Source organism: Serinicoccus sp. CNJ-927 (assembly GCF_001942435.1).
GTDB lineage: Bacteria > Actinomycetota > Actinomycetes > Actinomycetales > Dermatophilaceae > Ornithinicoccus > Ornithinicoccus marinus.
Genome location: NZ_MKKF01000031.1, coordinates 1 through 11,502, shown reverse-complemented (window position 1 = coordinate 11,502; position 11,502 = coordinate 1). Strand labels below are relative to the sequence as shown.

The window sequence follows — 11,502 nt, the reverse complement described above, 5'->3', positions numbered from 1 at the left end:
TGCTCGTGGAGGAACTGCTCAGGGTCGATAATGGGGCCAGCGGCCATCGTGGTGCTTCCTTCTCGAGTCGGTTGTGAGAGATCACTCGAAGGATCACACCGGTGGCCGCGCCTACCTCAGCAGGACACGCTCACCCGGTGCTCGTACACCACTCTGCAGGACTCCACTAGGCCGTCGACCGCTGGCCGGCTCGAGGAGGTCGGGGCGTCCTGCTCGTCCACCGCCTCGCTCCACCCGGGGTCGCCCTATGGTGCCCATGCCGCTTACCTTCCAATCCGCTACCACTCTGCCTGCCGAACGCGATGGTTGAGGGTCGCCACGGTGGTGACGAGCCGGCCACACGGCCGCCCGTGCGACTCTACCCTTTGCTGACAGCAGCGTCACTCGCTACCATCGCCGCATGTCGATTCTAACCCCGCCCGGTGGGTCCCAGCCTGACCCGCCAGGAGCTGGGGGCAACCAGAGGCGCTCCAACCGCCTTGCGGCGCGTGGCCCTGGAGCAGCAGGCGTGTCCGGTTCTGCCCCGGCCGATCCCCGCCAGCGGGTGTCAACGACCCCTGGTGGGCGTCGTGTGGGATGGACAGCAGCGTCCGTGACGAAACTGGCACCGCGTCGCGCCGTCCTGGTGGCCGGTGCCGCGGCGGTGGCGGTGACGGACCTGTTGGTCAAGGCGTGGGCTGAGAGCGCGCTGGAGGCGGGGCTGGCCCTGGGTCCGGTCGACCTCGTGCTGAGTCACAACCCGGGGGTGGCGTTCTCCCTCGGCGCTGACGCGCCGGCCGCACTGGTCGTCGCGCTCACCGGCCTGGTCATCGTCGCGATCGCCGTCGTGGCCTGGCGGGCCGCTCCGACGTGGGACTGTTGGCGGCTCGCCGCAGTGACGGCGATTCTTGGTGGTGGGTGCGGCAACTGGATCGATCGCTCCCTTGACGGTGTGGTGACCGACTATCTGCACAGCGGGTGGTGGCCCACGTTCAACCTGGCTGACACCGCGATCGTCACCGGGGTCGTCTTGCTGGCGCTGCTCGAGCTGCGCTCACCACGGCAGCCGGCCGGGACCGACACCAGTGGCTGACCGCGTGGCCACGTCGCCCGCCTGACCCACCACACACGACCGAAGGCATCACCCTGTGCTCACCTCAGTCCTGCAGGCCTTCGGGCTGTTCATGGCCACCAACATCGACGACATCATCGTGCTGTCACTCTTCTTCGCCCGGGGCGCCGGCTTGCGCGGCACGACCAGGAAGATCGTCGTGGGTCAGTACCTGGGCTTCGGCGGCATACTCGTCGCCTCGGTACTGGTCTCCCTGGGCGCGGTGACCTTCCTGCCCGAGTCGGCGATCGCCTACTTCGGGCTCATCCCGTTGCTGCTCGGCCTGCTGACCGCATGGAAGGTCTGGCGCGGCGACGGAGACGATGACGACCGGGTCGCGGACAAGACGATCAGCGCCCTGACGGTCGCCGGTGTCACCTTCGCCAACGGCGGTGACAACATCGGCGTCTACGTCCCCGTCTTCGTCACCGTCGGCGCCGGCGCGGTCGTGGCCTACTGCGTCGTCTTCCTCGTCCTCGTCATGGTGCTTGTCCTGCTCGCCAAGTTCGTCGCCACCCGTAGGCCCATCGCAGAGGTCCTGGAACGCTGGGAGCACGTCCTGTTCCCTCTGGTCCTGATCGGACTCGGCGTGGCGATCCTCGTCGAAGGTGGCGCCTTCGGCCTGTAGGTAGGGGCGCATCGGTCCCTGCCCTGTCCGAATGGCGTTTGTCGCACCGGGCCAGAGTCTTCTCAGGGTCTGGCTCTACGATCCGCGTCGGGACTTCCCGCATCCTCGGCCAGACTGGCCGGTCGTCCGTGTCGCCTGATGAAGGAGTGCCCGTGCGGCGCAACGTGATCCTGTCCCTCCTGCTGATCGCCGTCTTCGTTGCGGTGGTGGCCGTCGCCGTTGGCGTGACCCGCCCGCCGTCCGGCACCGGTGTCGCGGACTCGGCGCGAACGAGCTCGGCCGTGCCGGTCGTGAGGGAGGACAGCCACGTGCTCTCCGACGCCGGTGAGGGCGCGCCGGTGCTGGTGGAGTTCCTGGACTTCGAGTGCGAGGCGTGCCTGGCGGCCTACCCGCTGGTGGAGCAGATCCGCGAGGAGTACGCCGGGGAGCTGACGTTCGTGGTCCGGTACTTCCCGATCCCGGGCCACGCCAACGCGATGAACGCGGCGGTGGCGGTCGAGGCGGCGGCCCAGCAGGGCCGGTTCGAGGACATGTACACGCGGATGTACCAGACGCAGAGCGAATGGGGCGAGCAGCAGGACTCCAAGGCGCCGCTGTTCCGGCAGTTCGCCCAGGACCTCGGGCTGGACATGGCCGCCTACGACGCCGCCGTCGCCGACCCCGCCACCCAGCAGCGCGTGGAGCAGGACCGGCAGGACGGCATGGCACTGGGTGTCCAGGGAACCCCGACCTTCTTCCTGGACGGTGAGCTGCTGCAGCCCACCTCCGAGGGCGACTTCCGCGCCCAGATCGATGCAGCCGTCAACCGCTGAGCCCGCCGCGCTCACCGCTCCTTCCCAGGAGCCCGGCGCGCCGGTCGGGAGGGCCGTGGGGTGGGTCCTGCTCGTGTGCGGCTGGGTCGGTCTGTCGGCGGCGTTCGTGCTGCTGGTGGAGAAGATCCGGCTGGTCGCCGACCCGAGCTACGTGCCCAGCTGCAGCATCAGCCCGCTGCTGAGCTGCGGGTCGGTGATGAGCACCCCCCAGGCGGAGCTGTTCGGGTTCCCCAACCCGATCCTGGGCGTGGCCGGCTTCGCCGCCCTGGTCACCGTCGCCGTCACGATCATCAGCGGCGCCCGGCTGCCGTCCTGGTACTGGATCGGCCTGACCGCGGGTACGGCGCTGGGCACGGTGTTCGTGCACTGGCTCATCTTCCAGAGCGTCCACCGCATCGGTGCGCTGTGCCCGTACTGCATGGTGGTCTGGGTCGTCACCGTGGCCGCGTTCGTCGCGGTACTGGCCCGGTGGTCCCGCGCCGGGGCGCTTCCACGGTGGGTCGGAGACTACGCCGTCACGATCGTCACGACATGGTGCCTGGTGGTCGCGGCTCTGATCGCCGTCCGGTTCTGGGACTACTGGATCACCCTCGCCTAGGACGCTTGCCGCGGCTCAGGCGCCGGGACGGCCGGCATCCGGCTATGATCGGCGCATGACGATGACATCACAGAGCGCACCCGCGTCAGGCGACGGCACCCGAGCTGAAGGGCTCGACGTGGCGGCCGCGCTGTTCCACGGTCTGTCAGACCGGTCACGGTTGGCGATCCTGCAGCACCTGACGCTGGGGGAGCACAAGGTGCGCGACCTCACGGAGCACCTGGGGCTGGCGCAGTCCACGGTCAGTGCGCACCTGGCCTGCCTGCGAGACTGCGGCCTGGTGGTCTCGCGCCCGGAGGGCCGGGCCTCGATGTTCTCGCTGACCAGTGCTCCGGAGCTGCTGGACGTGCTGGACGCGGCGGAGCGCCTGCTCGCGACGTCGGGGTATGCGGTCGCGCTGTGCCCGAACTACGGCGCGGGGACCGCGGGGAACCCGGCCCCCGAGCAGCTGCGCCCCCACGCCGGGCAGGAGGCGGGGGCGTGAGCGGGCCGCAGACGCCGCAGCGGGAGGTGGCGGTGGACGCGTGCGGATGCGAGGCTCCCGTCGCCCCACCAGCTCGAGCAGGAGAGGTCGAGGAGCCGGCGACCCGGCTGTGGCAGGTGCGGGAGGTGCAGCTGGGTCTGGCCTCCGGTGCGCTGCTGCTGGCCGGGTTCCTCGCCGGGCTCGCGGGATGGGACACCGTCGGGCTGGTCCTTGCGGCGGCGGCGCTGCTCGTGGGTGGCTCCACGTTCGTGCCGGGTGCGCTGCGCCGTCTGGCGCGCGGCAAGCTCGGCGTGGGTCTGCTGATGACGATCGGCGCGGTCGGGGCGACCCTGCTGGGGCAGGTCGAGGAGGCTGCTGCGCTGGCGTTCCTGTTCTCCCTGAGCGAGGGCCTGGAGGAGTACTCCCTGGCCCGCACCCGGCACGGCCTGCGGGCGCTGTTGGACCTGGTGCCCAAGGAGGCGAGCGTGCTCCGCGACGGCCGGGAGCTCGTGGTGGACCCGGCACAGCTGGTCATCGGCGACGTGATGGTGGTGCGGCCCGGGGAGCGGCTGGCGACCGACGGGACCGTGCGGACCGGTCGGAGCGCCCTGGACACCTCGGCCATCACGGGTGAATCCATGCCGGTGGAGACCGGGCCGGGCAAGGACGTCTTCGCCGGGTCGATCAACGGCACCGGCGCGCTGGAGGTGGAGGTGACCTCCACGGCGCAGGACAACTCGTTGGCCCGGATCGTGCACGTGGTGGAGGCCGAGCAGTCCCGCCGCGGCGCCACGCAACGGCTGGCGGACCGGATCGCGGGCCCGCTGGTGCCGGGCATCCTGATCGCCGCAGCTCTCACGGCCCTTCTCGGCGCCCTCCTGGACGACCCGGCCGTGTGGGTGCACCGCGCGCTGGTGATGGTGGTCGCGGCCTCTCCCTGCGCGCTGGCGATCTCGGTGCCGGTCACCACGGTCGCCTCCATCGGGGCGGCCAGCCGTCGCGGGATCCTGGTCAAGGGTGGCGCCGCGATGGAGGCCCTGGGCAAGGTGCGCACCGTCGCCCTGGACAAGACCGGCACCCTGACCCGCAACCGGCCGGTCGTGATCGAGGTCGCCACCGCCCCCGGGACCGACCGGGAGCAGGTGCTGGCCTGGGCGGGCGCGCTGGAGGCCCGCAGCGAGCACCCGCTCGCGACGGCGATCCTGGCCGCCGCCGACCGGGTGCCCGCCGCGCAGGACGTCGGGGCCGTCGTCGGCGTCGGACTGACCGGCACCGTGGACGGTGCCGGGGTCCGGCTGGGCAAGCCCGACTGGGTCGACCCCGGGACGCTGGCCGCAGACGTGACCCGGATGCAGCAGGCGGGTGCGACAGCGGTCGTGGTCGAGGTCGACGGCCAGGTGGTCGGTGCGATCGCCGTCCGGGACGAGCTGCGGCCGGAGGCGGCCGAGGTCATCGCCCGCTTCCGCGACCACGGCTATACCGTGGCCATGCTCACCGGCGACAACCACGTCACGGCCGCTGCCCTGGCGGACCAGGCCGGGATCGAGCAGGTGCACGCCGACCTGCGCCCGGAGGACAAGTCGAAAGTGGTCACCGGGTTGCGCGGCCGCGGCGCGATCGCGATGGTCGGCGACGGCGTCAACGACGCACCCGCGCTGGCGACCGCGGACGTCGGCGTGGCGATGGGCGCCATGGGCACCGACGTGGCGATCGAGACCGCCGACGTGGCCCTAATGGGCGATGACCTGCGGCTGCTGCCGTTCGCGTTCGACCACGCCCGCCGCACCCGGGCGATCATGCTGCAGAACGTCGTGCTGTCCCTGGTCCTGATCGCGGTCCTCATCCCGTTGGCCCTTTTCGGTGTGCTTGGCCTGGCAGCCGTGGTGCTGGTCCACGAGCTGGCCGAGGTCCTGGTCATCGCCAACGGCGTCCGCGCCGGACGTGCGAGGCAGCTGCCCAGCCTGACCGCCTCCCAGGCGGATCCCGCCCGTCTGGAAGGAGCGACTGCATGAGCGCCGGTCACGACCACGGCGTCGGGACCAGCCACAGGGGCCGGCTGGCGGTCGCGTTCGCGATCACCGCGACCATCCTGGTCGCCGAGGTGATCGGGGCCCTGTGGACCGGCTCACTGGCGCTGCTGGTCGACGCGGGGCACATGCTCACCGACGCCGCCGGGCTGGCCATGGCACTGGTCGCCGCGTCACTGGCGCTGCGCCCACCCACCCCGGCCCGCACCTGGGGGTTCCGCCGGGCCGAGGTCCTCGCCGCCGGCGCCCAGGCGACCGTGCTCCTCGGGGTCGGGATCTACGCCTTCGTCGAGGGCGTACGGCGGCTCTACGAACCGCACGAGGTCAGCTCCACCGGCCTGCTCCTCTTCGGCATCGTCGGCCTGGCCGGCAACATCGCCTCGATGCTGGTCCTCAGCACCGGGCGGGCCGCGAACCTGAACATGCGCGCCGCCTTCCTCGAGGTCGTCAACGACGCCCTCGGGTCCGTGGCCGTCATCATCAGCGCCATCGTCATCGCGACCACCGGGTGGGTCCGCATCGACGCGATCGCCGGCATGGTCATCGCCGCCCTCATCGTGCCCCGGGCGATCGCCATCCTGCGCGAGGCCGGCCACATCCTGCTGGAGTCGACCCCCAAGGGTCTGGACCTTGACGACGTCCGTGCCCACCTGCTCGCCGTCCCGCACGTGCAGGACGAGCACGACCTGCACGCCTCCACCATCGCCACCGGCCTGCCCGTGCTGACCGCCCACGTCGTCCTCGACGACGAGTGCTTCGCCGACGGTCACGCCGCCGAGATGCTCGCCCAGCTCCAGGACTGCGTCGCCGCCCACTTCACCGTCAGCATCGAGCACTCCACCATCCAGCTCGAACCACCCGGCCACGCCGAACGCGAGCACGCCGCCCATGCATAGGCTGGCCCGTCCGGTCCGGACGGGCCATGGATACTTCCTGCTGGTGCTCGCGGCACGCATGCTGCTCGGTCTGCTGGGCGGTGCCGCCCTGTGGCTGGCGTTCCCGGGGCACGACGTGTGGTGGCTGGCGATCGTCGGGTGCGCCGCGCTCGCGCTGGCCACCGCAGGGGCGTCCTGGTGGGCCGGCGCGCTGTCCGGGTTGCTGCTGGGACTGGCCTGGTTCACGCCGATGTTCACCTGGGCCGGCACCTACGCCGGCGCTCCGGCCTGGCTTGCCATGAGCGTGGCCTCCGCCTTCTACCCGGCCGCCCTCGGCGTGCTGCTGACGCTGCTGCAGCGCACGGGCGCGGTCCGCCCCGTCGTCGGTGCCGCGGCGTGGGTACTGATGGAGTGGGCCCGCTCGGTCACACCGTTCGGCGGCTTTCCCTGGGCACGGCTGGGCTTCAGCCAGGCGGACTCACCGATGCTCGGCGCCGTCAGCCTCCTGGCAGTCCCGGGATTCGGCTTCCTCCTCGCCTTGACCGGTGGTCTGCTCGCCGTGGCCGTGCAGCGGTTCCTCGCACCTGGGCGCACGCACCTGGGCAGGGCCACCGGAGCGCTGGTTGCTGCCGCTGTCCTGGTGGTCGGGCCGGTGCTGGTTCCCCGCCCGACCGGGGGAGAGCCGGTGCGCGTGGCCGCGCTCCAGGGAGACATCCCCGAGGGGTACACCCGGACCCTGACCGCCGAGCCGGGGACGATGCTCAACCGGTATGCCGACCGCACCCACGAGCTAGCGGCCCGTGTCGACGCCGGCCAGGCTGCGGCTCCGGACCTGGTCGTGTGGCCCGAGGGCGCCACCGACCTGGACCCGCTGGACCCGCGGGTCGGCCAGGCGGCCACCGACCAGATCATGGCGGCAGTGGAAGCCGTCGGCGCCCCGCTGGTGCTCGGTGGCCTGTCCCGACAGGGCGGTGCCGGGCCACCCGCCAACATGGTGTTCAGCTACCTGCCCGGGCTAGGGCTCGACCAGACGTACAGCAAGATCTATCTGGCGCCCTTCGGTGAGGTCATGCCGCTGCGCCCGCTCCTGAGGCACCTCAGCCCGTGGGTGGACCGGATCGTCGACCTCAGCGCCGGCGACCGCCCCGGCGTGGTGCCGGTGCCGCTTGCCGACGGCCGGCCCGTGGACCTGGGACTGGCCATCTGCTTCGAGATCGTCGTGGACCGGGCAGTGCGCGACCTCGTCACCGGCGGCGCGCAGCTGCTCGTGGTCCCCACCAGCAACGCCTGGTTCGGCGACGGAGACCAGTCCGCGCAGCATCTGGCCATCTCCCGGGTCCGGGCGGTCGAGTACGGCCGCTCCGTCGCGCACGTCAGCAACGTCGGTGTCTCCGGACTCATCACCCCGGACGGAGTCGTTCACCAACGCAGCGACCCGTACACCCAGGCGACCCTGCTGGGGCAGCTGCCGGTGCGCACCGAGCAGACCCTCGCCGTCCACACCGGCCCCTGGGTCGTACCCGCCGCCGCCCTCGTCGTCGCCGTTGGGCTCTTCTGGCAACCACGGCGACGGCTGCCTCGCCGTGGATCACCCGGGGCCCACACAGGCGCCTGATCCAAGGTGGGGGCCATCACGCCGGGGGCGGCTTATCCGTGGCGTACGGCAGAGAGTCCGACCCCGACGGCCACGCTCGCCGCGAGGAAGAGCGTGAAGAAGCGATACAGGCCCACGGCTGCTCCCCCGCCACGCACCGCGGTCGCGAAGAGTACGAGGGCCGCCAGCAGCACCAGCCCCCCAACGGCGACCACCACGGGGATCCCGGGCATACCACCGACAAGAACGATGCCGCTACCGAGGTTCCACGCCATGACCTCGGACCAGACTCGCCACGACGCCAGGTCCGACCCGCCCACGAACGCCTGACCGCCAGCAAGGACGATCTGGCCGACCCCGACCACTAGCACGAGGTAGGCAGCTGCCCATGACCCCATGGGCAGCGCCAGAGGCCCTGTGACGGCAGCGAGCAACCCACCCAGCACGACCCCCACGGACCCGAGGTCCAGGAAGGGTCGATAGCTGGTCCAGACCTGCCGGTCCACCACGAACTCGGCTGGCTCAGCACGGGACATGCGATACCTCTCCGAAGACTGCAACGACCCGGTCCCCGCGACTCCGCGGCCCCGGGCGACGGATGAACCACGCCTCGGCGGGGCAACCAGAACCGGGGCACCGCAGGTACAGCGGCAACCTGCAAGCACACGGTAGGTGTCAATGGCCAGTTGTAGGCGACCGGTGCTTCACCAGTTGGCCGCTGAGCCGAGTTGGACAGGCTCGCCGGTCACCGGCGTTCCGGACACCACATCTGCAGCCCGGCGAGGGCCCGGGCTATCGGCACGATGCGCAAGGGCAACCGCACTGAGGGCAGGCTGCAGGGCATTTACGTGCGCCGGTTCCGCGCGCTGGAGCCGACCGCCGATGAGACCGCGGGCCACGTGTTGTGGCAGGAGAAATAGCAGTCTGTCGGGAAGTCTTGCGCTCGTCCCGTTCCGGACCGGGACGGTGGTTTCGCGTCACCGTCACCCCGATCGCTGGCGGGACTCAGGTGGACCTCGTCCTCGGCAGCGTGGTCTGGGGCAGGTCGCAGCGGCTGCTACGACCCCCATCATCCGGCTCGGGCAACTGCTCGCGAGCCGCAACGCTCTCTATCGACTCGGGATGGTGATCGAGGAAGATGCGGGGAGCGCCCCCCGCTAGCCGCCCACGAACCGATGCTGCCGACCCCCAGCCAGCCTGGTCTGCAGATCAGGGCCGAGATTCCGACAAGTTGTTGAGACAGCCGGAGTCTCACCAAGATGTCGCTGCGCAGGTCAGTGGGCTGCGCGCCCGACAGGTCGCCCGAGAACCTACAACAGCCGGCCCCACGGGGAGTCCTCCCTCCCGCAGGCGGTGCAGGCGTAGACGGCCTCGTTGCCGGTGCAGGGCGCGCACGCCGGCCGGCGTGCGGTGTCGTAGAAGGCCAGCACCCTGATGTTGGCGCAACCGGGGCAGGGTTGGGCGGTCCGGGCGAAGCGCAGGGTGCAGCGCTGGCAGACCGCCTCCTCCAGGACGATCCGGGTGCACCGGTCGTGTCGCCCGCAGTGCGCGCAGTCTTGGCGCGGCAGCCGCGCCCGTGGGCTCACCGGCCCTCGGGCGGGCGGCGGACCCGGGCCCGGATCGGGCGCAGGTCACCGATGCCCGGACCGCTGTCCCCGGTCCCGGTCTTGGCGGGTTGGTCCTCGACGACGGTGGGGACCAGCAGGTCGTTGGGTTCGCAGTCCAGGATGTCGCACAGGGCCGCCAGGACGTCCATGTTCAGCCGTTGCGGGGTGCGGGCCACCAGCCGGTAGACGTGCTCTCGGGACAGGTGGACCCCGCGCTCGGCCAGCAGCGGGACGAGCTCGGAGGTCTGGTACATGCCGTGGGTGGCCATCACCTGGCGCAGGTTCCACCCCATCACGGTGCGGACGGTCATCCCTGGTCCTCCTCATCGGTGGGTGCGTAGACGCGGGCCAGCGCGGCCTTGAGGGTCTTGTCCTTGAAGTCGTTGCTGACCGAGGCGTAGATCGCGGTGGTCGAGGCGTAGGCGTGCCCGACCTGCTCCTGGACGAACCGTTCGGGATAGCCGAACTCGACCAGGTGGGTCACGTAGGAGTGGCGCAGGCAGTGCAGCGACAGCACCGGGTCCAGGCCCGCCTGGTTGCGGACCGCCGCGAAGCGGGCGTCGAAGTGGCGCAGCGAGACCCGCGAGAGCCGCTCGGTCACCCACAGGGCCGGGTGGCCAGGCACGCCGAACAGCGGCCTTGCCTGCTCGACCCACTGGCGCATCCCCTCGATGGCCCAGTCGAACTCCGGCACCGCCAGGACCGTGCGGCGGCGCGGGACCCCACCGCGTACAGCCTTGCCGTAGCGGACGTGGACCGAGCCGTAAGTGCCCCACCGGGGCACGTGCGGGTTGGGCCGCAGGTCGGCCACGTCCAGGCGGCACAGCTCGTTGCGGCGCAGGCCGAACGCGTAAGCGGTCTTGAAGACCTGCGCGTCACGCAACGCGCTCAACGCTCCCTTGCGGCCCGAGGACGCGGCGCGTTCGACCTGGGCGTCCAGGTGGTCGAAGAGATCCTGCAGCTCGGCGTACGTCAACGGTCGCCGTGCCGGACGGCCCTCGTACTCGTTCAGATGTGCCACCGTGTTCCACTCGTGGCACACCTGCGAGGGCACCGAGCCGAACCGGTCGCGACACTGCCGGGGCCACTCGTACCGCGCGTCGTGAGGTAATCGCAGAACATCCGCAGTCCCAGGTGGTACCCGCGGATCGTCGAGGGTGACCGCCGACCGTCCCCGCTGGCCAGAGAGACGGTGAAGTCCTCCACGTCCCCAGGACCCCAGGACCACGGGTAGGACTCGGCGAACTCCGTGAACCGACGGACCAACCGGACCCGGTCGCTGATGGTCTTCTCGCCCAGCAGCCGGGACCGCTGCTGACGACCCCACCCGGTCAGCATCGCCTCGAAGACGGCGCTCTCCTCGTTCAGATGAGCCACCCCGGCGACCAGGACCAGCCCCGCCGAGCCCGGTATGCCGACCATCAGGACCGCCGATCCGTCGTTGCCTCAGGAGCCATATTGTTGCTCCTGACGTTACACCTAGTTAGGCGTCCCTGGTCAACGGGCCCGCGGGGGGCTGTCGAAGTCCCTACTAATCCGCAGACCACCCAACGGGTGTGACTTCTGACGCGATAATGCTCGCTTGGTCCGGGAATGCCAGAGGTGTGTGGGACATGAGCGGTGCGGTTTCGGTCGGGTTCGGCGTCGTTCTCGGACGGGTCTCAGGCTCGGTTTCGGTCGAGCTCAGGGTCGGGGTCAGTGTGCGGTCGGTGAGGTGTTTCAGCGTTAATGTCCGCTTCGGGCGGTCGGATCAAACCACATCCGGGTCTTCTGGATTGGGTTGATTCTTCCTCTGGTCTCGGTGGTAG

12 protein-coding genes are annotated in these 11,502 nt (G+C 70.8%); 8 read left to right on the top strand and 4 right to left on the bottom strand.

Going from position 1 to position 11,502, the window contains the following annotated elements:
- Positions 1-592: 592 nt before the first annotated feature.
- The 8 genes from BJF86_RS09555 to lnt all read left to right on the top strand — a co-directional run bounded on the left by BJF86_RS09555 (position 593) and on the right by lnt (position 8,108).
- A complete protein-coding gene (locus BJF86_RS09555) occupies positions 593-1,072 on the top strand; it encodes a signal peptidase II (protein WP_006593163.1) in 480 nt (159 codons plus the stop codon).
- Positions 1,073-1,163: 91 nt separating this feature from the next.
- Complete coding sequence (locus tag BJF86_RS09550) at positions 1,164-1,718, top strand: cadmium resistance transporter (RefSeq protein ID WP_075818543.1); 555 nt, start codon at positions 1,164-1,166, stop codon at positions 1,716-1,718.
- A gap of 152 nt (positions 1,719-1,870) precedes the next feature.
- Complete coding sequence (locus BJF86_RS09545; RefSeq protein ID WP_075818541.1) at positions 1,871-2,530, top strand: DsbA family protein; 660 nt, start codon at positions 1,871-1,873, stop codon at positions 2,528-2,530.
- A gap of 55 nt (positions 2,531-2,585) precedes the next feature.
- Entirely contained in the window at positions 2,586-3,128 is a 543-nt protein-coding gene (locus BJF86_RS09540; RefSeq protein ID WP_010148049.1) for a vitamin K epoxide reductase family protein, read from the top strand.
- A 55-nt stretch (positions 3,129-3,183) separates the two neighbouring features.
- A complete protein-coding gene (locus tag BJF86_RS09535; RefSeq protein WP_075818539.1) occupies positions 3,184-3,612 on the top strand; it encodes an ArsR/SmtB family transcription factor in 429 nt (142 codons plus the stop codon).
- The gene (locus tag BJF86_RS09530) at positions 3,609-5,603 is read left to right on the top strand and encodes a heavy metal translocating P-type ATPase (RefSeq protein WP_075818537.1); all 1,995 of its coding nucleotides are present in this window, start codon (positions 3,609-3,611) and stop codon (positions 5,601-5,603) included. Before BJF86_RS09535 ends, BJF86_RS09530 begins: the two co-directional genes overlap by 4 nt.
- Positions 5,600-6,514 carry a cation diffusion facilitator family transporter gene (locus tag BJF86_RS09525; RefSeq protein ID WP_075818535.1) on the top strand — a complete coding sequence of 305 codons (915 nt, stop codon included), beginning with the start codon at positions 5,600-5,602 and terminating at the stop codon, positions 6,512-6,514. The genes BJF86_RS09530 and BJF86_RS09525 overlap by 4 nt, the downstream gene beginning before the upstream one ends.
- Entirely contained in the window at positions 6,507-8,108 is a 1,602-nt protein-coding gene (gene lnt / locus BJF86_RS09520; RefSeq protein WP_075818533.1) for an apolipoprotein N-acyltransferase, read from the top strand. The genes BJF86_RS09525 and lnt overlap by 8 nt, the downstream gene beginning before the upstream one ends.
- Before the next feature lie 32 nt (positions 8,109-8,140).
- Here lnt and BJF86_RS09515 read toward each other — a convergent pair whose 3' ends face one another.
- From BJF86_RS09515 to BJF86_RS18905, 4 genes are all read right to left on the bottom strand, one after another.
- On the bottom strand, positions 8,141-8,623 hold the full coding sequence (locus BJF86_RS09515) for a hypothetical protein (protein WP_075818531.1): 483 nt from the start codon (positions 8,621-8,623) through the stop codon (positions 8,141-8,143).
- A gap of 774 nt (positions 8,624-9,397) precedes the next feature.
- Positions 9,398-9,673, bottom strand: a complete 276-nt coding sequence (locus BJF86_RS09510; RefSeq protein WP_075818529.1) for a hypothetical protein — start codon at positions 9,671-9,673, stop codon at positions 9,398-9,400.
- Positions 9,670-10,005 (bottom strand): helix-turn-helix domain-containing protein, encoded by a 336-nt coding sequence (locus BJF86_RS09505; RefSeq protein WP_075818527.1) that lies wholly within the window; start codon positions 10,003-10,005, stop codon positions 9,670-9,672. The genes BJF86_RS09510 and BJF86_RS09505 overlap by 4 nt, the downstream gene beginning before the upstream one ends.
- Positions 10,002-10,715, bottom strand: coding sequence for a tyrosine-type recombinase/integrase (locus BJF86_RS18905; RefSeq protein WP_237768159.1), 714 nt, complete (start codon positions 10,713-10,715; stop codon positions 10,002-10,004). The genes BJF86_RS09505 and BJF86_RS18905 overlap by 4 nt, the downstream gene beginning before the upstream one ends.
- Positions 10,716-11,502: the final 787 nt, after the last annotated feature.

Coding starts and splice junctions, on each gene's coding strand:
- BJF86_RS09550 (WP_075818543.1), top strand. CDS start 1,164: ATGGCCACCAACATCGACGACATCATCGTGCTGTCACTCTTCTTCGCC.
- BJF86_RS09535 (WP_075818539.1), top strand. CDS start 3,184: ATGACGATGACATCACAGAGCGCACCCGCGTCAGGCGACGGCACCCGA.
- BJF86_RS09525 (WP_075818535.1), top strand. CDS start 5,600: ATGAGCGCCGGTCACGACCACGGCGTCGGGACCAGCCACAGGGGCCGG.
- lnt (WP_075818533.1), top strand. CDS start 6,507: ATGCATAGGCTGGCCCGTCCGGTCCGGACGGGCCATGGATACTTCCTG.
- BJF86_RS09515 (WP_075818531.1), bottom strand. CDS start 8,623: ATGTCCCGTGCTGAGCCAGCCGAGTTCGTGGTGGACCGGCAGGTCTGG.
- BJF86_RS09505 (WP_075818527.1), bottom strand. CDS start 10,005: ATGACCGTCCGCACCGTGATGGGGTGGAACCTGCGCCAGGTGATGGCC.